The sequence below is a fragment of the Dokdonia donghaensis DSW-1 genome, from assembly GCF_001653755.1.
In the GTDB taxonomy this organism is placed as follows: domain Bacteria; phylum Bacteroidota; class Bacteroidia; order Flavobacteriales; family Flavobacteriaceae; genus Dokdonia; species Dokdonia donghaensis.
The window spans coordinates 2,856,206-2,880,645 of sequence record NZ_CP015125.1; the positions used below are offsets into that span (position 1 = coordinate 2,856,206).

Annotated in this window: 22 protein-coding genes; all 22 read left to right on the forward strand. The window is 35.0% G+C overall.

What is annotated here, in order from left to right; genetic code table 11:
- Nucleotides 1–539 precede the first annotated feature (539 nt).
- The 22 genes from I597_RS12525 to I597_RS12635 all read left to right on the forward strand — a co-directional run bounded on the left by I597_RS12525 (nucleotide 540) and on the right by I597_RS12635 (nucleotide 24,349).
- Entirely contained in the window at nucleotides 540–1,334 is a 795-nt protein-coding gene (locus I597_RS12525; RefSeq protein ID WP_169741086.1) for a cation efflux transmembrane domain-containing protein, read from the forward strand.
- A 660-nt stretch (nucleotides 1,335–1,994) separates the two neighbouring features.
- Nucleotides 1,995–2,432: a cbb3-type cytochrome c oxidase subunit I gene (locus I597_RS12530; protein ID WP_035324475.1), complete on the forward strand. Its 438-nt coding sequence runs from the start codon at nucleotides 1,995–1,997 to the stop codon at nucleotides 2,430–2,432.
- 151 nt (nucleotides 2,433–2,583) lie between these two features.
- On the forward strand, nucleotides 2,584–3,579 hold the full coding sequence (locus tag I597_RS12535) for a leucine-rich repeat domain-containing protein (RefSeq protein ID WP_035324474.1): 996 nt from the start codon (nucleotides 2,584–2,586) through the stop codon (nucleotides 3,577–3,579).
- A gap of 688 nt (nucleotides 3,580–4,267) precedes the next feature.
- Nucleotides 4,268–5,104, forward strand: a complete 837-nt coding sequence (locus I597_RS12540) for a S1 family peptidase (RefSeq protein ID WP_052111629.1) — start codon at nucleotides 4,268–4,270, stop codon at nucleotides 5,102–5,104.
- 517 nt (nucleotides 5,105–5,621) lie between these two features.
- Nucleotides 5,622–5,987, forward strand: a complete 366-nt coding sequence (locus I597_RS12545; RefSeq protein ID WP_035324473.1) for a hypothetical protein — start codon at nucleotides 5,622–5,624, stop codon at nucleotides 5,985–5,987.
- Between the two features lie 88 nt (nucleotides 5,988–6,075).
- Entirely contained in the window at nucleotides 6,076–6,426 is a 351-nt protein-coding gene (locus I597_RS12550; RefSeq protein ID WP_035324472.1) for a hypothetical protein, read from the forward strand.
- Between the two features lie 642 nt (nucleotides 6,427–7,068).
- Nucleotides 7,069–7,785, forward strand: coding sequence for a hypothetical protein (locus I597_RS12555; protein ID WP_035324471.1), 717 nt, complete (start codon nucleotides 7,069–7,071; stop codon nucleotides 7,783–7,785).
- A 14-nt stretch (nucleotides 7,786–7,799) separates the two neighbouring features.
- Nucleotides 7,800–8,690 carry an AlbA family DNA-binding domain-containing protein gene (locus I597_RS12560; RefSeq protein ID WP_052111627.1) on the forward strand — a complete coding sequence of 297 codons (891 nt, stop codon included), beginning with the start codon at nucleotides 7,800–7,802 and terminating at the stop codon, nucleotides 8,688–8,690.
- Between the two features lie 648 nt (nucleotides 8,691–9,338).
- Nucleotides 9,339–10,070, forward strand: a complete 732-nt coding sequence (locus tag I597_RS12565) for a hypothetical protein (RefSeq protein ID WP_035324470.1) — start codon at nucleotides 9,339–9,341, stop codon at nucleotides 10,068–10,070.
- A 676-nt stretch (nucleotides 10,071–10,746) separates the two neighbouring features.
- Complete coding sequence (locus I597_RS12570) at nucleotides 10,747–11,481, forward strand: DUF7003 family protein (protein ID WP_035324469.1); 735 nt, start codon at nucleotides 10,747–10,749, stop codon at nucleotides 11,479–11,481.
- Between the two features lie 641 nt (nucleotides 11,482–12,122).
- Nucleotides 12,123–12,965 (forward strand): hypothetical protein, encoded by an 843-nt coding sequence (locus I597_RS12575; RefSeq protein ID WP_052111626.1) that lies wholly within the window; start codon nucleotides 12,123–12,125, stop codon nucleotides 12,963–12,965.
- 596 nt (nucleotides 12,966–13,561) lie between these two features.
- The gene (locus I597_RS12580) at nucleotides 13,562–13,810 is read left to right on the forward strand and encodes a type II toxin-antitoxin system ParD family antitoxin (protein ID WP_035329217.1); all 249 of its coding nucleotides are present in this window, start codon (nucleotides 13,562–13,564) and stop codon (nucleotides 13,808–13,810) included.
- On the forward strand, nucleotides 13,803–14,102 hold the full coding sequence (locus I597_RS12585; protein WP_035329219.1) for a type II toxin-antitoxin system RelE/ParE family toxin: 300 nt from the start codon (nucleotides 13,803–13,805) through the stop codon (nucleotides 14,100–14,102). The genes I597_RS12580 and I597_RS12585 overlap by 8 nt, the downstream gene beginning before the upstream one ends.
- A gap of 658 nt (nucleotides 14,103–14,760) precedes the next feature.
- The gene (locus tag I597_RS12590) at nucleotides 14,761–16,332 is read left to right on the forward strand and encodes a phospholipase D-like domain-containing protein (protein WP_035329211.1); all 1,572 of its coding nucleotides are present in this window, start codon (nucleotides 14,761–14,763) and stop codon (nucleotides 16,330–16,332) included.
- 651 nt (nucleotides 16,333–16,983) lie between these two features.
- Complete coding sequence (locus tag I597_RS12595; protein WP_152594999.1) at nucleotides 16,984–17,556, forward strand: hypothetical protein; 573 nt, start codon at nucleotides 16,984–16,986, stop codon at nucleotides 17,554–17,556.
- A gap of 676 nt (nucleotides 17,557–18,232) precedes the next feature.
- The gene (locus I597_RS12605; protein ID WP_035329217.1) at nucleotides 18,233–18,481 is read left to right on the forward strand and encodes a type II toxin-antitoxin system ParD family antitoxin; all 249 of its coding nucleotides are present in this window, start codon (nucleotides 18,233–18,235) and stop codon (nucleotides 18,479–18,481) included.
- On the forward strand, nucleotides 18,474–18,773 hold the full coding sequence (locus I597_RS12610) for a type II toxin-antitoxin system RelE/ParE family toxin (protein ID WP_035329219.1): 300 nt from the start codon (nucleotides 18,474–18,476) through the stop codon (nucleotides 18,771–18,773). Before I597_RS12605 ends, I597_RS12610 begins: the two co-directional genes overlap by 8 nt.
- Before the next feature lie 700 nt (nucleotides 18,774–19,473).
- Nucleotides 19,474–20,163, forward strand: coding sequence for a VOC family protein (locus I597_RS12615; RefSeq protein WP_035325074.1), 690 nt, complete (start codon nucleotides 19,474–19,476; stop codon nucleotides 20,161–20,163).
- Between the two features lie 262 nt (nucleotides 20,164–20,425).
- Nucleotides 20,426–20,797: a nuclear transport factor 2 family protein gene (locus I597_RS12620; RefSeq protein WP_035325075.1), complete on the forward strand. Its 372-nt coding sequence runs from the start codon at nucleotides 20,426–20,428 to the stop codon at nucleotides 20,795–20,797.
- 459 nt (nucleotides 20,798–21,256) lie between these two features.
- A complete protein-coding gene (locus I597_RS12625; RefSeq protein ID WP_035325077.1) occupies nucleotides 21,257–22,681 on the forward strand; it encodes an amidohydrolase family protein in 1,425 nt (474 codons plus the stop codon).
- A 276-nt stretch (nucleotides 22,682–22,957) separates the two neighbouring features.
- Complete coding sequence (locus I597_RS15050) at nucleotides 22,958–23,512, forward strand: CPCC family cysteine-rich protein (RefSeq protein ID WP_236626631.1); 555 nt, start codon at nucleotides 22,958–22,960, stop codon at nucleotides 23,510–23,512.
- A 264-nt stretch (nucleotides 23,513–23,776) separates the two neighbouring features.
- Nucleotides 23,777–24,349: a hypothetical protein gene (locus I597_RS12635; protein WP_035325078.1), complete on the forward strand. Its 573-nt coding sequence runs from the start codon at nucleotides 23,777–23,779 to the stop codon at nucleotides 24,347–24,349.
- Nucleotides 24,350–24,440: the final 91 nt, after the last annotated feature.

Here is a 24,440-nt window from a genome sequence, read left to right on the forward strand (position 1 = left end):
TATAAAAATTCGGCTAAGTGTTAAACCGAAAAGTCAGCGTCTTTTTACACGCTACGTTTCATACACAAGACCGTGGCGGCTGATTGCCCAAGGGGCTCGCAGACCACGATAAAATAAGCCACACAAAAGGCAGTTGCATACTTGGTCATTACCGCAATCGTATGGCTACGCTTCAAAATCACATAACCGCCAGTACAAGCATCATCATCAAGTCATAGCACAAAAGGATTATAAGGCAAACCCGCTAGGATTTTAAAGCTCCCACCCTACTCAATCAGCCGCCACAGGCCACTACTCAAAAATGCCTAGGGCATATATCTTAAGTATAGAAAGCTCACACGTAGTTGCAACCAGACACAACTATTACATAACGCGAATACGACATTTTTGAAAGCTCTATGCGCGGCGACAGATCCACAAATAAGTGTATATTTAGACAATCAATTAAAAAACAAATAAATACAGGCTAACCAGCAAAATGCCGCACTCGCTTTATGTAGTGGCCTGTTGTAAGTAATGCCGAAAACCCCAAAAACCGAGTGAAAAAGACAATATTTGAAATTACCAAAATGGACTGTCCTTCAGAGGAAAATCTAATCCGAATGAAATTGGACGGAACTTCAAGTATTGCGAATTTGAACTTTGATATTCCGAATCGAAAATTGACCGTTTTTCACAGCGGAGAAATTGACCAAATCGAAAAGTCAGTTATCGAACTGAACTTGGGCGGAAAGAAAATCTCAACAGAACAAACCGACCAAACAGAATTTAAAGAAAACAAAAATCAGAAAAAACTACTTTGGTCTGTACTTGCCATAAATTTTGCGTTTTTCATTATCGAAATGACGACAGGAATTATCTCAAAATCAATGGGACTTGTTGCCGACAGTTTGGATATGCTTGCGGACAGTTTTGTTTACGGAATTAGTTTGTTTGCGGTTGGCGGAACTTTAATTAAGAAAAAACGGATTGCCAAACTTGCTGGATATTTTCAAATAACACTTGCGATTATTGGATTTGTAGAAGTTTTAAGAAGGTTTTTCGGAGACGAGAAACTTCCCGAATTTTCGACAATGATTATCGTTTCTATTTTTGCACTTATCGCAAACGGAATTTGTCTTTACATTTTGCAAAAGTCAAAGAGTAAAGAAGAGGCACATATGAAAGCGAGTATGATTTTCACCTCGAATGACGTGATTATCAATTTGGGAGTAATAATTGCTGGAATTTTGGTAAATTGGTTGAGTTCGAGTAAACCTGATTTGATTATCGGAACAATCGTTTTTGTGTTGGTAATTCAAGGAGCCTTTCGGATTTTGAAATTAAGTAAGTGAATGAAAAAAGCACTACTTACAACATTGTATATAAAAAATAGCGCAAGTCATTGCTAACACTAAGGTTTGGGCATATTTGGAAAGTCGCCAAATTTTTAAATTTGACGATTTCCAAGTAAAAAGATAAATAGTAAAATTTAAAAATTCGGCTTGTGTTTAATCCGAAAAGTTATCGCTTATTTTCAGCGCTACTTTTCATATACTGAGCCGGTGGCGGCTGATTGCCCAAGGGGCTCGCAGACCACGATAAAATAAGCCACACAAAAGGCAGTTGCATACTTGGTCATTACCGCAATCGTATGGCTACGCTTCAAAATCACATAACCGCCAGTACAAGCATCATCATCAAGTCATAGCACAAAAGGATTATAAGGCAAACCCGCTAGGATTTTAAAGCTCCCACCCTACTCAATCAGCCGCCACAGGCCACTACTCAAAAATGCCTAGGGCATATATCTTAAGTATAGAAAGCTCACACGTAGTTGCAACCAGACACAACTATTACATAACGCGAATACGACATTTTTGAAAGCTCTATGCGCGGCGACAGATCCACAAATAAGTGTATATTTAGACAATCAATTAAAAAACAAATAAATACAGGCTAACCAGCAAAATGCCGCACTCGCTTTATGTAGTGGCCTGTTAGCCACAAGTTGAATGAACCTATTAACTAAAAGACCACATATAGTTTTTCTTGTATTTGCAGTAATCACTTTCATACTCGGATTTAATGCAAACGGAGGAATTGATATAAATATTCACGACACATATTTTGTGATGAGTAATTACCATTTTGCAACGCTGATTTCAATTCTTTTCGGCATAATTGGACTGATTTATTGGATTGTGAAAAAAGTGAACGGAAACCTCTCTAAACGTCTGAATTTAATTCACGTTGCGCTGACTTTTGGCGGAATTTTTCTGATTCTGATTTTAAACGAATTTTTCAGAAAATCCATTATGGAATATGATTTTAATGAAAACTTGACAACGGTAATTTATTTAATTTCTGCTGTTGTGATTTTTGGACAAATTATATTTCCGATTAATATAATAAGCGGAATAATAAAAAAACGGAATAAAACCAGTGGCTAACATCGTGTAAAATTAATTGCTAGTTCTAGCCTACTTACGAATATTCCTGCGGAATATTCTATTCGGTTTTTATTTGCTAAATTAGTTACTTAAACACGCAACTAATCTTACACAAACACGTTGTGCCACATTAGAAAAAACCTAGAATTGAATGGGAATATTTAGTCAAAAAGAGAAATGGAAAAACTATAGTGGAAACATTAACATCCATTCTGACATAAAAAAATCTGATATCCCCAAAATAATAGCTGAGGATAATATTCATTCTTTACAGCTATATCAATTTCAAAACCCCAAAAAACAAACTTGGGAAACGCTTAATGAGTTTTACAAACAATATCCGGATATTAGACTTCGTGTTTTGTGGTATGAAACACAAGATTTATCTTTTTATAAAGAAATACCTAATATTAGAAAATTCTCGATTGCATCATTTAACACAAAAGACTATTCAGCACTTCTTTCCAACACCAAACTAACACATTTCGGAATTGAAGAAACTAAATCAACAGCAGTTGACCTTTCATTCATAAAAGAATTTAAAGACTTGGAATCACTTTATATTGATGGAATGAAAAAAGGATTGGAAAATGTTAAACACTTAAAAAAGTTAAAAGTTCTGACCTTTAGAGGTGTGAAAATGGATAATCTTGATTTTATATCCGAATTAAATAATCTAGAAGAACTCAATTTACTTTTTGGTAGTTATAAAAATCTTGAATCTATTACTAAACTAAAACAATTAAAATCAATAGAATTTAGTCGTGTTAGGCAAATACCGAATTTTGATTTTTTGAATTCATTAGAGAATTTAGAGAAGATTGAATTCGAGGGAATGTCAAAAATGGAAGAAATTCCGAATCTATCTAAGCTTACAAAACTGAAAAGCATTCACATTCATAATAACTTAAGGCTTCAGAATATAAAATCAATTGGAGAAATTCAAAACCTAAAACTTCTTCAATTATCATTTGCGGAAAATTCAAAAGCTTCTGAACGAAAAAACCTTATTGAGCAATCGGTAAGAATTATAATGAAATCTAAGTCAATTGAATACACAAATATTATGCATTGGACGGATGAAGAAATGACAAAAAAACTAACTGAAAAAGGAATTAAAAAATGGAGTTGGGATATCGAAATATAACGTGGCACAACACGGTGTATAAAACATAGCTAGTAAGTGCTAAATCAAAAGGTTTGTACTTACTTACAAAGACCGCCAATTTTTTAAATTTGGCTTTTATAATAGAAAAATTAAAAACAAAATATAAAAATTCGGCTCTGTGTTAAACCGATAAGTTAGTGTCTTTTTACACGCTACGTTTCATACACAAGTCCGTGGCGGCTGATTGCCCAAGGGGCTCGCAGACCACGATAAAATAAGCCACACAAAAGGCAGTTGCATACTTGGTCATTACCGCAATCGTATGGCTACGCTTCAAAATCACATAACCGCCAGTACAAGCATCATCATCAAGTCATAGCACAAAAGGATTATAAGGCAAACCCGCTAGGATTTTAAAGCTCCCACCCTACTCAATCAGCCGCCACTTTGTGCCTTCCTCTCGGTCGTTCCTTCCTCGTCGGAGGCAAGACTCAAAAATGCCTAGGGCATACATCTTAAGCATAGAAAGCTCACACGTAGTTGCAACCAGACACAACGATTACATAACGCGAATACGACATTTTTGAAAGCTCTATGCGCGGCGACAGATCCACAAATAAGTGTATATTTAGACAATCAATTAAAAAACAAATAAATACAGGCTAACCAGCAAAATGCCGCACTCGCTTTATGTAGTGGCCTGTTATACCACATTTTAGAAAAACCTATGGCATTAATACCACCATTTTTTATCGATACAGTAGTTGCAATTGGAAGACAAACTACACAAGGAACATCTGTCAAAAAGCATTGGATAGGAACTGGGTTTCTTTATGCTACTTTCCAACAAGTTAATGAAGAAGACCCAACAACTAATGATTATAAAACTCATTTAATAACGAACAAACACGTTTTAAATGGTCAAGAAAATATTATCTTAAGATTCAATCCTCAAAACGGTCAAGCTGCAACTGACTATCCAGTAAATTTGAAAAATCCCGATGGAAGTTTAATTTGGACTGGACATCCAGAACCAGACGTAGACGTAGCTGTTATTCCAATAAATTCTCAAGTTCTAATAGACGCTGGAATGAAATGCTCTTACTTTCGCTCTGATAACGATATTCTTCTGAAACAAGATATGATTGATAAGCAAATTAGTGAAGGAGATTTTTTATATGTCCTAGGTTTTCCAATGGGTATGATGCCAACAGATAGACAACACGTGATTGTAAGAAGTGGAATAATTGCTAGAATAAGAGATTTATTTGAAGATAGAAGTAAATCATTTACAGTTGACTCATTAGTATTTCCCGGAAATAGTGGTGGACCTGTGGTTATTAAGCCTGAATTAGCTGCAATAAATGGAACAACAGCTTATAGTAGAGCAAGTCTAGTCGGAATTGTTAAAAGTTATATTCCTTTTACTGACGTTGCTGTTAGCCAACAAACAGGTAGAGCACGTATAACTTTTGAAGAGAATTCAGGATTAGCGAATGTAGAGACAGTTGATAAAATAAATGAAACAATTGTAATAGCACTAGCGAAATTAAACGTGGTATAACACCGTGTATAATTCATTGCTAGTACTCGCCTACTTACGAAAATCCTCGCGGATTTTCTATTCGGTTTGTATTTGCTAAATTAGTTGCTGAAACACGCAACGAAATCATACACAAACACGTGGCGGCTGATTGCCCAAGGGGCTCGCAGACCACGATAAAATAAGCCACACAAAAGGCAGTTGCATACTTGGTCATTACCGCAATCGTATGGCTACGCTACTCAATCAGCCGCCACTTTGTGCCTTCCTCTCGGTCGTTCCTTCCTCGTCGGAGGCAAGACTCAAAAATGCCTAGGGCATACATCTTAAGCATAGAAAGCTCACACGTAGTTGCAACCAGACACAACTATTACATAACGCGAATACGACATTTTTGAAAGCTCTATGCGCGGCGACAGATCCACAAATAAGTGTATATTTAGACAATCAATTAAAAAACAAATAAATACAGGCTAACCAGCAAAATGCCGCACTCGCTTTATGTAGTGGCCTGTTGCCACACATTTGAGAAAAACATATGGAATTAGACCAATTTATTACCACAACCTTGAAATCGATTATTAAGTCTGTTAATGATACAAAGGAATTCGCTGAATCGAATGGAGCAATAATTAATCCAGTAATAATGGAACAAATAGAAGACCACGACCAAACGACTTCTATTTGGAGAAAGGATGGTAAAGATGGTAGAAGACATTTAACAACTGTGGATTTTGACGTTGCTGTAACTGCTTCTAATGAAGAAAACAGCAAAATTGGTGGCGGACTTAAAATTCAAGTTCTGAATTTGGGTGCCTCAACTTCAGAAAATTTGACTAATGAAACAACGTCCCGAATAAAGTTCTGTTTAAAAGTGGCTCTTCCACATCAAGGGGATAAATAGTTTTTACGTATAGATTATAATATTGTAATAGACAAAAACTATCATATTGATATTTTTCATATCTTTACCCTATCTAAAATAGAACGCTATGAGTATAACAATTGAGGATTTTGACGAGAAATTAAAACCTATTAAAAAAGAGCTATTTGATGGCGAGTTTTTAAAAACACCAAGTATATACAGTTTGGAACGAGCTGGAAATACTCTTTTAAGTTTAGTAAAACAGATTAGAGAACAAAATAATGAGTTTGACCCTTGGCTCCATTCACTTAAAATGGACTTGGATATTTATCTGGCGGATTTGGGTGGTGAATTGCAGCACGATTATGATAGAGGTAATAAAAGATATAAAGGGAAATGGACGACTGAAAAAAGAAAGGTTGTTGGTTTTATCTCAAGGTTCAGACAAAAAATATTGGAAAAACAAACAGCTGAATAAAAAACGTGTGGCAACAACGTGTATAAAACATAGCTAATAAGTGATAAACCGAAAGGCTTTTGCTTATTTGCAAAGACCGCCAAATTTTTAAATTTGGCTTTTAAGAATGATAAGTTAAAAACAAAATATAAAAATTCGGCTCTGTGTTAACCCAAAACTTAGTGTCTTTTTACACGCTACGTTTCATACACAAGACCGTGGCGGCTGATTGCCCTAGGGGCTCGTAGACCACGATAATATAAGCTACACAAAAGGCAGTTGCATACTTGGTTATAACCGCAATCGTATGGCTACGCTTCAAAATCACATAACCGCCAGTACAAGCATCATCATCAAGTCATAGCACAAAAGGATCATAAGGCAAAACCGCTAGGATTTTAAAGCTCCCACCCTACTCAATCAGCCGCCACAGGCCACTACTCAAAAATGCCTAGGGCATACATCTCAATTATAGAAAGCTCACACGTAGTTGCAACCAGACACAACGATTACATAACGCGAATACGACATTTTTGAAAGCTCTATGCGCGGCGACAGATCCAAAATTCATTGTATATTTAGACAATCAATTAAAAAACAAGAAAACAGGCTAACCAGCAAAATGCCGCACTCGCTTTATGTAGTGGCCTGTTGTACACAATTATGAAAAAGTCAGTTCTAATCATAAAAGGATATAGCAAAACTGATATAGAGTTGATTAATGATAGAAAAATTGTTCAACTCTATATTGATTTCTTTTGTAGTAACGCTGGAGGAGTTTTCGATTTTGATACAGAAATAAATGTACTGGAAGAGCCAGAAGTTAAAGTCTTACAGAATTTAAATATTCTAAATGAACTTGATTACTTGATTGTATTACTAATCGGACACGGAGCAAATAAAGATGGGACTCAAATTTTTCAACTACAAAAAGATACTTTCATACAACCTGGACAAATACAATTTGAATGTAAAAAGCAATTGCATATTTTGGAAACTTGTAGAAATGTAATTGACTTTGAACTTGACATTAAAAGATTGAATAGATTAATCCCAAAATATGCTTATGGAGGAGTTGTTAAACGACCTTTGACAAAGGAAGAATCCCGTGAAAAATTTGACAGTGCACTTGCTAAATCGGAAAATGGAACGATATACTTATTCGCAGCAAGTATTGACGAAAGTGCTTACGGATATTTATTTCTCAAATTAATGATTGACATTGCAATTTACGTTCACGAGTATTATAGAGAACGCATTGTTGATGCAAACAAAATATTTGAATTAGCAAAAAAACAAGTTATTGAACTGACTGAAGGAAAACAAAACCCTATTATGAATGGTGATAATGAACTACCATTCGTGATAACGATAATATAAAATCAACAAATAAATTGACAGAATATAATATTGACTATCTAAATTCTTTAATAGAAAATAAAGTTGAGGAAAATTTAAACCTTGATTATAAAGCAGCAGGTTCTCTTGACAAGCAAAACAATAAAACAACTGAAATTTCTAAAGATGTAAGTGCATTTGCGAATTCTGATGGTGGAATTTTAATCTATGGAATAAAAGAAGATAAAGTAAATAAACATCTACCCGAAAAAATTGACCCAATCAATAGAAAAGACTTTACGAAAGAATGGTTGGAGCAAATAATCCAAGATAAAATTCGGCCGCGAATAAGTGATTTCAAAATTCATCCGATTGAAATTAATAATGAACAAGTTGTTTATGTTGTGGATATTAAAAAAAGTAATACTGCACATCAAGCATTTGATAAAAAATATTACAAGAGGTATAATTTTCAATCAACTTCGATGTACGATTATGAAATAAGGGACATTTTAAATCGAGCAAAAAATCCTGAAATAGAATTGGATTTTGAACTCAAAGATAGACATTCAACTTTGGTAGTTTATGCTGTAAATATTGGTAGAATTCTTGCAAAATACTTAAACGTAGATTTTAAAATACCAAAACAGATTATTGAAGGAAATGAATATAGTCCTTTTAATAAAATGACCTTTGAAACATACAATTTAGATAATACAATAAGAGATGTTTTAGATGTCGAATTTACAGGCTTAATGCAAGTGTCTGAAAAATATGGTCCATCAAGATATGAACCTATTTTGCCGAATCGTAGATTTAAATTAACTGAAATAAAGATTGGAAATCATCCTTTTGATGACGAAAATTATTTGGAATGGGAAATATTTTGTGATAATGCTAATCCAAAAAAGGGAACAGTAAAAATGAACCAACTATTGAACAAATAACTGTGTACAACAACGTATATAAAAAATAGCGATTTAATCGCTTAATCAAAGGAAAATGAATAAATTAAGGTCAGTCATAATCCGAAAAGTTAGAGCCTAAATATCCGCTACTTTTCATATACAAGACCGTGGCGGCTGATTGCCCAAGGGGCTCGCAGACCACGATAAAATAAGCTACACAAAAGGCAGTTGCATACTTGGTTATTACCGCAATCGTATGGCTACGCTTCAAAATCACATAACCGCCAGTATAAGCACCGTCACCAAGGCATAGCACAAAAAGATCATAAGGCAAACCCGCTAGGATTTTAAAGCTCCCACCCTACTCAATCAGCCGCCACCTTGTGCCTTCCTCTCGGTCGTTCCTTCCTCGTCGGAGGCAGGACTCAAAAATGCCTAGGGCATATATCTTAAGTATAGAAAGCTCACACGTAGTTGCAACCAGACACAACGATTACATCGCTCACTTATGCCTTCCTCTCGCTACGCTCGTCGGAGGCAGGTTTGAAAGCTCTATGCGCGGCGACAGATCCACAAATAAGTGTATATTTAGACAATCAATTAAAAAACAAGAAAACAGGCTATCCAGCAAAATGCCGCACTCGCTTTATGTAGTGGCCTGTTGCCACACATTTAAAAAAAAAATCCGTGAAATACATTAGAACCATTATTTTAATTTTCCTTTTTGCAAGTTGCAAGCCCGATTCGACAAATAAAGAAACTGATTTGGGAAAAATGGAATTATATGGAACTTGGAGGTTTCAATCTTCAACCGACGATTATATAAAAGACCACAGAATTATTATTTTAAAAGACAGTTCTTATTTTAAATTTTCAACAAGAAATGGTGGTGGATTAATTGAGAAAGGATATTTATCGAAAGAAGACTCACTCGTCAACGAAAGAGACTTCAAGTATGGATTGAAAAAAATTGACACTAATAGAATTGAGATTGAAAATCACTATAATTTCTTCGGCGACTTCACGAACACTTACGAAAAAAGGCACTATGGCAATTACAAAGATGAGTTAAAGAAATATTTGAAAATTGACTCAATCAGAAATAAAGCACTTGGCTGGTGGAAATTAAGTAAATCGAAATTACCAATCGAATTAGTAAATTATTCGGGAAAGTTTGAAAAATTCACAATGCAAATAAGTTCTGACGGAACCGCAACTTTCTATTTAGAAAACTATTTGGATTCTATTGTTGACTATAATTATCGAATAACAGAAAAAAACGGAATTGATTTTATGCGGGGCGATGTTGCAGGTGGTGGAACTAAAATATATTTTGAATCGGACACGATAATGAAAATGCTGATGAAAAGCCGAAGTTTAGATACATTAGAATTGAGAAAAATATACCAACTGGAATAAAAACGTGTGGCAACATTGTATATAAAAAATAGCGCAAGTCATTGTTAACAATATGGTTTGGGCATTTTTGGAAAGTCGCCAAATTTTTAAATTTGACGATTTCCAATAAAAAGATAAATAGTAAAATTTAAAAATTCGGATTGTGTTTAATCCGAAAAGAAACCGCTTATTTTCAGCGCTACTTTTCATATACGGAGCCGTGGCGGCTGATTGCCCAAGGGGCTCGCAGACCACGATAAAATAAGCCACACAAAAGGCAGTAGCATACTTGGTTATTACCGCAATCGTATGGCTACGCTTCAAAATCGGCTTTAGAGCGATTGTAAGAGCTACAATCAAGGATTTGCCACAGATGGATCATAGAGCAAATCCGCTAGGATTTTAAAGCTCCCGCCCTACTCAATCAGCCGCCACTTTGTGCCTTCCTCGTCGGAGGCAAGACTCAAAAATGCCTAGGGCATATATCTTAGTTATAGAAAGCTCACACGTAGTTGCAACCAGCCACAACTATTACATAACGCGTCCCGAAGTACATCGGGATTTGAAAGCTCTATGCGCGGCGACAGATCCACAAATAAGTGTATATTTAGACAATCAATTAAAAAACAAATAAATACAGGCTAACCAGCAAAATGCCGCACTCGCTTTATGTAGTGGCCTGTTACCAAACGTACGAATGAACATCTTCGGATTTAATAAGAAACAGGACTATTCAGCAAAGGAAATACTAAGGCAACTTGACAAATGTGCTGAAGATTTTACCTTTCCTATGTTGGACAATGGCTACGTTTATCCGATTCACACAAAAATGAGTGCTTACCGAGATGAAAAACGATGGGCTTTAATCATTGAAGTAATCGGATTTAATTATCGTGGCGGAGGACACGACGGAATTTCCAATTGCTTACACATTTTTGGTAACTGCATAGACACAAAGCCTGGAACTGACAACGCAAACTTTTTATACATAACAGATAATAGTGCGGACAATTCGACTTTTGACGAAGAATATTTGGAAAGTCTAAACCCAAAAGCAAAAACAATGCTTTTACGTGGAAAAGAATTGAGTATTAATCACAACAGAGAATTTTATCTGAATAAAGGAATTGAACTCGAAGAGGAAGACAAAATTTTCGTTTGGGAATTTATGAGAGGTTTAGAGCCTGAATACAACAATGAATTAGAGGCAACTGAAAAGGAAATAAGGGAACGAATTCCATCGGATTTACCAAAAATTATGGAGCTGACTGAATGGTATCATCCAGAATGTGCTGACTCGGAACTTCCAAGTAAAAATGAAACTTTTAAACAGATAGCCAAAGTATTGGAAACTGGAAAAACGGAATTCTACAAACCAACTAATGAACCGAATAATCATTGGAAAAACTGGCCAGATGGAGGAACACTATAAAAAAGTACGTTTGGTAACAATGTATAACCGCAATTACGGCGGATTCGACTACGTCCGAATCCACTCGGAATTGCTAACGTCAGTGCTAAACCGAAAATTAACGCATATTAACCCGTAACTGACGGTTATACGAGACCGTGGCGGCTGATTGCCTAAGGGGCTCGCAGACCACGATAAAATAAGCCACACAAAAGGCAGTTGCATACTTGGTCATTACCGCAATCGTATGGCTACGCTTCAAAATCGGTTTTAGAGCGATTTTAAGAGCTATAATCAAGGTTCTTGTACAGAATCATCATAGAGTAAATCCGCTAGGATTTTAAAGCTCCCACCCTACTCAATCAGCCGCCACCTTGTGCCTTCCTCTCGGTCGTTCCTTCCTCGTCGGAGGCAGGACTCAAAAATGCCTAGGGCATACATCTTAGTTATAGAAAGCTCACACGTAGTTGCAACCAGCCACAACTATTACATAACGCGTCCCGAAGTACATCGGGATTTGAAAGCTCTATGCGCGGCGACAGATCCACAAATAAGTGTATATTTAGACAATCAATTAAAAAACAAAATACAGGCTATCCAGCAAAATGCCGCACTCGCTTTATGTAGTGGCCTGTTGTAGCACATTAAAACCAACTGAATAAATGACAGAAAAATTAATTGAATTACAAAATAAAATCTACAACTATCATAATTCTTCTGAATTTCAATATAATTTAGGCTTTTCCCCAAGAATAAGTTTTTCAAAAATTGGAGAATTTTATGAGATTATATTTTATGGCGAAGGTTATGATGATGATTTTAGTATTCATTCATCTCAATTTGAACCAGGAGGATTTAATTTTGGGTTTTGTGCTTTTCAAGATTTCTTAATTGAAAATCCGGATAAGGTAATCTCTTTGATATTTTCTGGCCCAGATGCTGGAGCAAATGGGACAAGAGATTGGAACTTTAGCAGAATAATTAACTCAAATGTAATTTTTGATAATTTAAAAATTTTCAAAGTAGCATTGACTGAAGTTGGAGATCATAATCAGAGTGTTATTGGTGAATATGGAGAGGAGAATGGAATGATAGCAAAGTTGACAGCGAAAATGCCAAAAATAGAAGAACTAAAACTTCCATCTGCACCTAATGAAGAATTTTTCAAGATTCAAAATCCTAACATTAGACATCTTACTATTCAGGCAGGTTATGGACATCAAAATTTTATTGAAAATTTAGCAAACTCTACAAACATAACTAATCTTACATCTTTAGATTATGCTGAACCATTTGACCATTTTGGAGATTTAGAAGATGATGAATTTACTTCTTTTGAGTCTTTAAAAAAACTATTCGCATCGAAAGTGTTTTCAATTGACAATTTTCATTTTAAATTAAGGGAAAATAGATTAAATAAAGAGCAATTAGAAGAATTACAAAAAATAAACAACATACAACTACTTCATATTAAAACCGAATCGGGAAAGTATGTCCGAATGTAAATAGCGTGCTACAACAATGTATAAGAATAATAGCGATTTTATTGCTAAAACGAAAGTATGTAAATATAAATAAGGTGTCTGTGTATAACCGAAAATTAGTGCATTTTAATTCGCTACTATTCTTATACAAGACCGTGGCGGCTGATTGCCCAAGGGGCTCGCAGACTACGAGAAAATAAGCTACACAAAAGGCAGTAGCATACTTGGTGATTACCGCAATCGTATGGCTACGCTTCAAAATCACACAACCGCCAGTATAAGCACCATCACAAAGACATAGCAAAAAAGGATCATAGAGCAAACCCGCTAGGATTTTAAAGCTCCCACCCTACTCAATCAGCCGCCACTTTGTTCCTTCCTCTCGCTACGCTCGTCGGAGGCAGGTTTGAAAGCTCTATGCGCGGCGTACAAATCCAAAATTCATTGTATATTTAGTCCAAACAAATCAAGACCACAAAGTAAAGCAAACCAGCAATCCCGCAAGCTATCGGGAGCCGCACTCGCTTTATGTAGTGGTCGGTTAGGTGTAATTTCAAAATCGAGATAAATTTGGAGTTTTTACCAAAAATTGGTAATTTTGAGTAAATTATTAAAATATGAAAAATACGTCTATATCACTTGGAAATTATTTTGACCAATTTGTGAGTTCACAAGTTTCTGTTGGAAGATATAAAAATGTGAGCGAGGTAATTCGTGCTGGACTTCGACTTTTGGAAAATGAAGAAAGCAAAATGATTGCTTTAAGAAATGCTATCCAAGAAGGACTGAATAGTCCAATAGTGGAAGATTTCGACTTTGAAGAAAACCTACAAAGATTAAAAGCTGAAAAAAGAAAGAATGGCTAAAGTTGTTTTAAGACAAGAAGCCATAGATGACTTAAATGACATTTGGAACTATACTTACGAAAAATGGTCGGAAAAACAAGCTGACAAATATTATGCAACAATCAAGCTTGCTTGTAAAGGAATAGGTGATAATCCTGATGTAGGAAAAGAATATTTTGGAGTAATTGACAATTTACTCGGTCTTGAATCTGGAAAACATATAATATTTTACGATTTAATTTCTGAAGACAGAATTGAAATCATAAGAATATTACACGAAAGAATGGATTTAAAAAATAGATTAACCGAATAAAAAATACACCTAACATCGTGTAAATAAAATTGCTGCTTTTGTACTTTCCATTTGTTCCATCTTTTCTAATTTACTCCATTTATATATCGGAAAGTTCTCGCGCTTTTATTCGCAACTAACCATACACAAACACGTGGCGGCTGATTGCCCAAGGGGCTCGCAGACCACGAGAAAATAAGCTACACAAAAGGCAGTAGCATACTTGGTTATTACCGCAATCGTATGGCTACGCTTCAAAATCAGACAATCGCCAGTACAAGCATCATCATCAAGTCATAGCACAAAAGGATTATAAGGCAAACCCGCTAGGATTTTAAAGCTCCCACCCTACTCAATCAGCCGCCACCTTGTGCCTTCCTCTCGGTCGTTCCTTCCTCGTCGGAGGCAGGACTCAAAAACGCCTAGGGCATATATCTTAAGTATAGAAAGCTCACACGTAGTTGCAACCAGACACAACTATTACATAACGCGTCCCGAAGTACATCGGGATTTGAAAGCTCTATGCGCGGCGACAGATCCACAAATAAGTGTATATTTAGACAATCAATTAAAAAACAAATAAATACAGGCTAACCAGCAAGGCTTGTACTGAGCTTGTCGAAGTATGCCGCACTCGCTTTATGTAGTGGCCTGTTGTGGTGCATATAAAAAAAACTAAATGAGAGTTGAATTTTTAGGACACGGACTTCATAAAGACCATACCAATACGGTTGGTCATTATATGATTGATTCGTTTAAAAATGATGACTATTACTCTTTTGTTGGATTTTCTGCTTTTACGAAAATGTCAGGAATAAACCGAATTAAGAAAGAACTACTTGAAGCTTCTAAAAAATTTAAGTCATTAAAGTTCTATCTTGGAATTGTACCAAAAGGAACTTCGAGAGAAGCTCTTCAATTTTTAATCGACAATAACATTGACACTTGGATTTTCTGTACAAGTGACCAAATAATGTTTCACCCAAAAATCTATTTTTTTCAAGGCAAGCACAATTATCGTTTTATTACGGGTTCTTCAAACTTGACAAGTTTTGGACTATTTGATAATATAGAAGCCTCTACATTTTTTGAGTTTTCAAAGAATAATCAGCAAGGGAAAAAATTAGTAAGGCAATTTGAAGAATACTTCGACCCAATTCTCAATGGAACAGATAAAAACGTTCAAAAATTAACAACAGAAGTTCTTGTTGACTTAGAACAATCAGGATTCATTTGGCCTGAATCAAAAACAAATGCGGAATATGAATTTGTAAAGTCAAATAAAAAAGCTTTTGACAAAAGAAAAAAACTGAAGTTCGACAAGGATTCTTTAGGCAAAATTGAATCAAAACCACCTTCATACAAAAATGACTCCGATTATATTCCTGCAATAACTGAAGACTACTTGAACTCTTGGCCTGATTTCTTTGAATTATTCAAAGAGTTCAAAAAAGAAAATCGTGATAAAGGAGAAAAATATAGTGTTACAGTTCCAAGAGATTACAAAAACCCTTCACTTTATAATTGGTATCTGAAACAAAAGATATATCACAAAAATAAAATACTACCAGAAGACCACGAAAAACAACTAAAACAGGAGCATTTTTACTTTGGAGATGCCCACAAGTTGTGGCAAGAATGGAAAGCGGACACTAAATTAAAGTTACTCCAAGAAGCAGTTGATGAAGGAGAAAATATTGGTTTGAGTCAACGATATGAATATAAAGGCGTACGACTTGGCACTTGGATTCAGGGAATAAAAAAAGCCAACAAATCGGGTAAAAAGTTGGATATAATGGAAAAAATAAATGACATACTCGATTTGTCTTCCAAAAGCAGGACTCCAATAGATACTGCCACAAGATTTATTAATGACCTTTTAGAAAGAGAAAATCCGAATAAAGCTAATTTTCAAAATAGATTTAATAGTGCTTTAAGAGATAGAATTGATGAACTCCCTGACGAAATTCAACAAGATATCGTTGATGCTTGGTACTTAGTATTTGACGAAGAACGTCCATTAGGGAGAATTAGAACTCGTCAAAAAGACAGAACAGAAGAGTGGAAATCATTTCGCTATAACAAGTCGATTAATCCAGAGGGTATTTGGTCTTTAACCGAATCTAAAATTGGAAATTTATATCATTGGATAAGACAGAAAAGGGAAAATAGAACAAGGATGGAATTGATTAGGAAGAACTTTAACGAACAAGAAAAAAGTGAGTTAAGGAGAGAAGGATTTCCAATTTGAAAATAAAATACGACACCACAACAACGGCTATACGTAATGCGGGTTTTGGTGCTAAACTTAAATTAAATGAATATTAAAAAACATAACGGCAAACTGAATGTGAAGTGCATTTTAATCCCGCACTACGCATAGCCTAACCGTGGCGGCTGATTGCCCAAGGGGCTCGCATACCACGATAAAATAAGCTACACAAAAGGCAGTAGCATACTTGGTCATTACCGCAATCGTATGGCTACGCTTCAAAATCACATAACCGCCAGTACAAGCATCATCATCAAGTCATAGCACAAAAGGATTATAAGGCAAAACCGCTAGGATTTTAAAGCTCCCACCCTACTCAATCAGCCGCCACCTTGTGCCTTCCTCTCGGTCGTTCCTTCCTCGTCGGAGGCAGGACTCAAAAATGCCTAGGGCATATATCTTAGTTATAGAAAGCTCACACGTAGTTGCAACCAGACACAACTATTACATAACGCGTCCCGAAGTACATCGGGATTTGAAAGCTCTATGCGCGGCGACAGATCCACAAATAAGTGTATATTTAGACAATCAATTAATAAACAAACAAATACAGGCTAACCAGCAAGGCTTGTACTGAGCTTGTCGAAGTATGCCGCACTCGCTTTATGTAGTGGCCTGTTGCCCACAATTATGAAAAAAATTCTGCTACCATTTATAATCTTGATTTTCAACTTAAATTTGAGTTGTAAATCAGCGGAATATAAAAAAGCAGTTTACCCAAATATCCCGATTGAATTACAATTTCTTTCAAATTTTCAAACTGACATAGAAAATAGAACAGATGAAATAGTTATTGATTATGAGGAATTAAAACTCAAACAAATAATAAAAGATTCACAGTCTGAGTTTTGGATTGAAAACAAAAAACTAATAAGTATTCCGAAAAACACTCACGGAAATTGTTATATAAGAGAAGTTTTTAAAAAAAGTTTTCTTCTGATTTCAAAAGGAAGTTGCGGAGCAGCAGGACCAGATTTAGTGGAAAGAAAACAGGTAATATTAATCGATTTGAATTCGTATAAAACATACGAAATTGATTTCGGAGAATTTATGTTAACTCGCTCAAAAAGTGCAGTAGATGCATTTTATAGTAATTCTGACAAATATTCTGCAATTGTGGATGTAGATATAGAAAAAAACCTAATTCGGATTACCAACAACAAAATCGGAATTAAAACTATCGAAATGATTGCGCAAGAATAACTGTGGGCAACAATGTATATAAAAAATAGCGCAAGTCATTGCTAACACTAATGTTTGGGTATTTTTGGAAAGTAGCCAAATTTTTAAATTTGACGATTTCCAATAGAAAGATAAATAGTAAAATTAAAAAATTCGGCTCGTGCTCAACCGAAATCCCGATAGCTACCGGGACGCTAATTTGCACGCCACGAGCCATATACAAAACCGTGGCGGCTGATTGCCCAAGGGGCTCGCAGTTCACGACAAAATAAGCTTCACAAAAGGCAGTTGCATACTTGGTCATTACCGCAATCGTATGGCTACGCTTCAAAATCGGCTTTAGAGCGATTGTATGAGCAAAAATCAAGGATCTTGTACAGATAGATCATAGAGCAAAACCGCTAGGATTTTAAAGCTCCCACCCTACTCAATCAGCCGCCACCTTGTGCCTTCCTCTCAGTCGTTCCTCTCTCGTCGGAGGCAGGTTTGAAAGCTCTATGCGCGGCGTACAAATCCAAAATTCATTGTATATTTAGTCCAAACAAATCAAGACCACAAAGTAAAGCAAACCAGCAATCCCGCAAGCTATCGGGAGCCGCACTCGCTTTATGTAGTGGTCTGTTAGGTGTAATTTCAAAATCGAGATAAATTTGGAGTTTTTACCAAAAATTGGTAATTTTGAGTAAATTATTAAAATATGAAAAATACGTCTATATCACTTGGAAATTATTTTGACCAATTTGTGAGTTCACAAGTTTCTGTTGGAAGATATAAAAATGTGAGCGAGGTAATTCGTGCTGGACTTCGACTTTTGGAAAATGAAGAAAGCAAAATGATTGCTTTAAGAAATGCTATCCAAGAAGGACTGAATAGTCCAATAGTGGAAGATTTCGACTTTGAAGAAAACCTACAAAGATTAAAAGCTGAAAAAAGAAAGAATGGCTAAAGTTGTTTTAAGACAAGAAGCCATAGATGACTTAAATGACATTTGGAACTATACTTACGAAAAATGGTCGGAAAAACAAGCTGACAAATATTATGCAACAATCAAGCTTGCTTGTAAAGGAATAGGTGATAATCCTGATGTAGGAAAAGAATATTTTGGAGTAATTGACAATTTACTCGGTCTTGAATCTGGAAAACATATAATATTTTACGATTTAATTTCTGAAGACAGAATTGAAATCATAAGAATATTACACGAAAGAATGGATTTAAAAAATAGATTAACCGAATAAAAAATACACCTAACATCGTGTAAATAAAATTGCTGCTTTTGTACTTTCCATTTGTTCCATCTTTTCTAATTTACTCCATTTATATATCGGAAAGTTCTCGCGCTTTTATTCGCAACTAACCATACACAAACACGTGGCGGCTGATTGCCCAAGGGCTCGCAGTTCACGACAAAATAAACCACACAAAAGGCAGTTGTATACTTGGCTATTACCGCAATCGTATGGCTACGCTTCAAAATCACACAACCTCCAGTATAAGCATCATCACCGAAACATAGCACAAAAGGATCATAAGGCAAACCGCAAGGATTTTAAAGCTCCCACCCTACTCAATCAGCCGCCACTTTGTGCCTTCCTCTCGGTCGTTCCTTCCTCGTCGAAGGCAAGACTCAAAAATGCCTAGGGCATACATCTTAAGTATAGAAAGCTCACACGTAGTTGCAAGTATGTATTCCTCTAGCTCGTCCCTCTCTCGTCGGATGCAAGAACTATTACATAACGCGTCCCGAAGTACATCGGGATTTGAAAGCTCTATGCGCGGCGCACAAATCCAAAATTCATTGTATATTTAGACAATCAATTAATAAACAAATAAATACAGGCTAACCAGCAAGGCTTGTACTGAGCTTGTCGAAGTATGCCGCACTCGCTTTATGTAGTGGCCTGTAAGCTGTAATTAAAAAACTGTATTGAATAGACAATGAGATTTAAGAAATTAAAACTTTACACTAATAAATTAGAGTCCGAACTAGAGTTTTATTCAAAAACTTTAGGGTTTGAAGTTTTAAAACAGACTGCTAATTATTTTTCTGTAAAAGTTGGTTGGAGTGAATTAGTATTCGAAAAAACAGACAGAGAATATAAATATCATTATTGCTTTTTAATCCCTTCTAATAAATTAAACGAAGCTTTAGAATGGATGGAAAAAAGAACTGAAATTGTAACTATTGAAAATGGTAGAAAAACTCAAAACTTTGACTCTTGGAATGCTGACTCGTTTTACTTTTATGATGCAAGTGGAAACATAGCTGAGTTTATTGTAAGATATGATTTGAATAATAATGATTTTGACATATTTGATATTTCAAAAGTTTTGGGAGTAAACGAAATAGGAATGCCAACAGCAAATGTTAGAAAGACAAATGACCAACTTCAAACAGAATTACAAACAGAATATTGGAAAGGAGATATAGATCGATTTGGAACAAATGGTTCACAAGAAGGAATTTTTCTTTTACCAAACTATAATTTAAAAGATATTTGGTTTCCAACATCTATAAAAATAAAGCCTGAACCTTTTGAAGCGGTTATTGAAAATAAGGAAAGAGAATATCATATAGAATTCAGAAATGAAAAAATAAAAACTACCGCAAACAAAGAACTAAGTTAAAAAAGCCTACTTAAAGAAGGCTCTGCATAAGCATCTTACCTTATTGCGATGTATAATCTTCATCGTAGTAGTATTATAATGTTACGCTTTCGCGAAAGCGTCATCTTCTTCAAATACTTGTATATTTAAATAATCAAGTAAAAAACAACAATATAAGTACTCCATCAACCCCGATAGCTATCGGGAGCCGCACTCGCTTTATGTAGTGGCCTGTTGTGCGCAAGCTGAAAAACATACTCTGGAATTTAAAATTGACGAAATAATGGACAAAAAGGAAATAGCAAAGCAATATATAACTCATCTTGAAAATGGAAATATTGAACAAGTAGTTGCATTATTCAATCAAAATGGAATGGTTGATTCACCTCTATATGGAATAAAAAAAGCAAGTGAGTTTTATCGTAAATTAAAGAGTGATACTTTAAATTCAGAACTGCACGTAAAAGGAATTTTTGAAGAAGATCACACAAACAGTATTGCCCTTTATTTTACTTACAAATGGACTTTAAAAAATAATCAAAAAGTAGCATTTGATGTAGTTGACATTATTGAATTTGACAATCAAAATAAGATTGACAAACTGAAAATTATATATGATACGGTTACGGCAAGAAAACTAGTCGAAGAGTTGTAGATATGCCTAACCGCAACAAAGGGTTTAATTAATAATAAGCTTACTTCAGCCTAAGACCTTTTAGCTTATTTTGACCATTAATGCTCATCGTATTTAGTTTTTCTTTTTTGCTTTCGCGAAAGCGCAACCTTTCGCAAATACTCGTATAATTAAACCATAAATTTTACAAACAGGCACTATCGCAAGGCTTGTACTGATCTTGCCTAAGTATGCCACACTCGCTTTATGTAGTGAGCTGTGAGCCACAATCCTTCATAAAACTCAAAAATTCTTCGGCTCTTAGGCTTACGTAAATAGAGTAAATTGAGAATGGAAACTGTAAAAAAATGGGGAAACTTAAATATGTATAAAACCTGATTTTTTAAACATAACGCTACGTCAGACAGGATTTTGAGACCAAACTGTAACAAAATTATTGAGCTTTGTCTTTATAAAGAAATGGTCAATCAAAAAATCAAAATGAAATTCTTAAACCTTCTAATTCTGTTTATAGTTGTCAGTTTTAATGTAAACGCACAAAACAATTCAGCGCTAGCATCAAATAGACAAAATAACACTACTTATGTCATAAAGAATGTGAATGTAATTACTATGACCAAAGAAAATAAGGTCATTAAAAATGCAACAGTAGTAGTAAAAGAAAACAAAATACACTCTATTAATAAATCAATCCCTGAAAATTCTGTAATTATTGACGGAATAAACAAATGGTTAATTCCTGGGTTAATTGATATGCACGTGCATACACTGGCAGATGGGGCTCCTTTTGTAATTTATCCCACAAAAGGACCATTAGTAAGCTATAAAACGCAGTACAATATGACACCTTATATAGCTAATGGTGTTACAACTGTTTTTGATTTGGCAGCAAGAACAGAACATTTTGGGCAGCGTAATGAGATTATAAGAGGTGATGTAATAGGCCCTAGAATGGCAATGGCCAAAGTAATTGGAGGTAAAAAATCGAATCCAATAGCTAAGACCCCGTCAGATGGAAGAAATGCGGTACGCTTTGCCAAAGAGGAAGGCTATGAATTTATCAAGGTTTACACTTGGCTAAATGAAGAGACCTTTAAAGCGGTTATAGATGAAGCCAAAAAGCAAAATATGAAAGTGGTGGGTCATATCCCAGTCGCTTTTGAAGGGAAACCAGCCAGAGATATTTTTATTCCCCATTTTGGTTTAATTGCACACGCCGAAGAGTTTTCAAAACAAACAGACGATTATAGCTATAAGAAAGCACAAGAGTTTGCACGTTTGGCCAAAGAAAATGGAACTTGGTTAATTCCTAATTTGACAAATATGCTTTCCATTAGTCAACAGGCTACATCTTTACAGAACATCAAAAACTTACAAGGTTTTAAGTATGTTCACCCGCTTATGCAAAGTAAATGGCTAACTTCAAATGGTTACTATGGAGCGTCTGAAAAATTAATTGCATACTATAACAAACAATATGACTTTCATATGCTTATTGTAAAAGCTTTTAAGGAAGCTGGTGTGCCTATGGTTGCAGGAACAGATGCAGGAATTTCTGGTGTTATTTGGGGATTTTCACTTCACGACGAACTGAAGCTCTTGGTTGAAGCTGGATTAACAAATGAAGAAGCACTTACTTCTGCAACTAGATTAGGAGCAGAATGGCTTGAAATAGATGATAAAATAGGAACAATAGAAACAGGAAAGTTTGCAGATTTAATTTTGTTAGAAGCTAATCCCTTAGACGACATTAACAATACTCAAAAAATCTCAGGTGTATTTGTAAATGGTAAATGGATAAACAGAAGTAAAATAGACTCAATGCTTTCAGATATTGAAAAATGGAATAATGCCAATAAAGAAAAATACGACTGGAAAGAACTCTTAAATAGTTTAAAAAATTAATAAGCAAACTGTACCTCACACAGAACTGAGTTAAAAACAAGTCTACATAAGCAATGCCCTGTACAAGCTTTTTAAGCTAATTTTGATCTATAATTCTCATTATAGGGGCTTCTCATTTTTACGCTTTCGCGAAAGCGTAATCTTTCTCAAATACTCGTATATTTAGAAAATCAATTAAAAAACAATCAACAGAGCCTCTCCATCAATCCCGATAGCTATTGGGAGCTATACTTGATTTATGTAGTGGTCTGTTAGCACACATTTGACCAAATATTCGTGAAAATTGACAAACCACATATTAAACTTCACAAAATAGACAACAAAACAGTTCTTGACATTGACACGTGGGAACTGAAAGATATTATTGAGGACTATTTACGAGAGGAATGTGATGTAGATTATGAATATTTTCAAGAATTAAATCCTGAATTAGCTAAAACCAATTACGAAAGTTATCGACTTTTTTTCGCAGAGGAATACTCTGAAAACCGAATAGCTGACTTTTTGGAAAAATACTCTGACAAAGAATTGATTGAAATTGTAGAATTTCAGAGAGCCCAAGCGAATGGAAGATTTTACTGTGATTGTTGTGGTTACAACACGCTAAATGAAAAACCAAACGGAACTTATCAGATTTGTACAACTTGTTTTTGGGAAGACGACCCAATTCAAAAAGATGACCCAAATTATAAAGGCGGAGCAAATCAAGTTTCATTAAACCAAGCGAAAAAGAACTTTGCGGAATTTGGAGCTTGCGAAAGAGATATGATAAAAAACGTACAGAAAGTACATAAAAGTGACATTCGGAATCCGAAATATAAAATTGAATAAAAAACGTGTGCTAACAAAGAACTGAGTTAAAAAACAAGTCTACTTCGACAGGGCTCAGTACAGGCTTTTAAGCCGAAATTGATCTATAATTTTCATCGTAGCGTCTTCTTGGGTTTACGCTTTCGCGAAAGCGTAATCTAACTCAAATACTCGTATATTTAAAACATCAATTAAAAAACAATAAAAACAGGCACTACCGAATTCCCGATAGCTATTGGGAGCTGTTCTCGCTTTGTGTAGTGGCTGTTGTAAAATATAAAAAAAATGAAACGATTACTATATTTAATATTACTAATTGTAATTTCCTGCTCGAGCACATCTCAATTGCCAAGACCTGAAATACAATCCGAAATTCCAGCCTCAAAATTGAATTCAAATGGAATTGCCGCCATTAATCCAAATTATAAAAACTCATATTTTAGACTCTTACCTTACTTGTTTTTTAATGAAAGTAGCACTTTTAATGAAATTCAAGGTGATTTTTATAATGTAAAATTCAATGCCAATTCTAACTTAAATATAATGCCGGGGTTTAGGAGTGAATATGGAAATTACAAAAATTCTTTAATAGTTCTAATCGCAATGAGTGAGACATCAACCTTACCAATAAAAGATATACCCATTTCTGTTGAATCAAGTAAAAATGGAGCTTTTAAACAGGAGAAATTGATTGGAAATAATCAAATTAATAAATCACAGCAGCGAGTTTTATTTGTAAAAAAGCTGGAATTAGAAAATCGATTTGATGTGTTAAATAAAATTAATGATGACGTAATAACTGTTAAGATTGGAGAACAGGTTTATACATTCTTAAACCCTGAAATTAAACTGGATTAAAACGTTTTAGAACAAAACCACAAAGTAAAACATACCAGCAAAATGCCGCACTCGCTTTGTGTAGTGGCCTGTTGCCATACATTTAAACAAA

Coding starts and splice junctions, on each gene's coding strand:
- I597_RS12530 (WP_035324475.1), top strand. CDS start 1,995: ATGAACCTATTAACTAAAAGACCACATATAGTTTTTCTTGTATTTGCA.
- I597_RS12535 (WP_035324474.1), top strand. CDS start 2,584: ATGGGAATATTTAGTCAAAAAGAGAAATGGAAAAACTATAGTGGAAAC.
- I597_RS12540 (WP_052111629.1), top strand. CDS start 4,268: ATGGCATTAATACCACCATTTTTTATCGATACAGTAGTTGCAATTGGA.
- I597_RS12545 (WP_035324473.1), top strand. CDS start 5,622: ATGGAATTAGACCAATTTATTACCACAACCTTGAAATCGATTATTAAG.
- I597_RS12550 (WP_035324472.1), top strand. CDS start 6,076: ATGAGTATAACAATTGAGGATTTTGACGAGAAATTAAAACCTATTAAA.
- I597_RS12555 (WP_035324471.1), top strand. CDS start 7,069: ATGAAAAAGTCAGTTCTAATCATAAAAGGATATAGCAAAACTGATATA.
- I597_RS12570 (WP_035324469.1), top strand. CDS start 10,747: ATGAACATCTTCGGATTTAATAAGAAACAGGACTATTCAGCAAAGGAA.
- I597_RS12575 (WP_052111626.1), top strand. CDS start 12,123: ATGACAGAAAAATTAATTGAATTACAAAATAAAATCTACAACTATCAT.
- I597_RS12580 (WP_035329217.1), top strand. CDS start 13,562: ATGAAAAATACGTCTATATCACTTGGAAATTATTTTGACCAATTTGTG.
- I597_RS12585 (WP_035329219.1), top strand. CDS start 13,803: ATGGCTAAAGTTGTTTTAAGACAAGAAGCCATAGATGACTTAAATGAC.
- I597_RS12590 (WP_035329211.1), top strand. CDS start 14,761: ATGAGAGTTGAATTTTTAGGACACGGACTTCATAAAGACCATACCAAT.
- I597_RS12595 (WP_152594999.1), top strand. CDS start 16,984: ATGAAAAAAATTCTGCTACCATTTATAATCTTGATTTTCAACTTAAAT.
- I597_RS12605 (WP_035329217.1), top strand. CDS start 18,233: ATGAAAAATACGTCTATATCACTTGGAAATTATTTTGACCAATTTGTG.
- I597_RS12610 (WP_035329219.1), top strand. CDS start 18,474: ATGGCTAAAGTTGTTTTAAGACAAGAAGCCATAGATGACTTAAATGAC.
- I597_RS12615 (WP_035325074.1), top strand. CDS start 19,474: ATGAGATTTAAGAAATTAAAACTTTACACTAATAAATTAGAGTCCGAA.
- I597_RS12620 (WP_035325075.1), top strand. CDS start 20,426: ATGGACAAAAAGGAAATAGCAAAGCAATATATAACTCATCTTGAAAAT.
- I597_RS12625 (WP_035325077.1), top strand. CDS start 21,257: ATGAAATTCTTAAACCTTCTAATTCTGTTTATAGTTGTCAGTTTTAAT.
- I597_RS12635 (WP_035325078.1), top strand. CDS start 23,777: ATGAAACGATTACTATATTTAATATTACTAATTGTAATTTCCTGCTCG.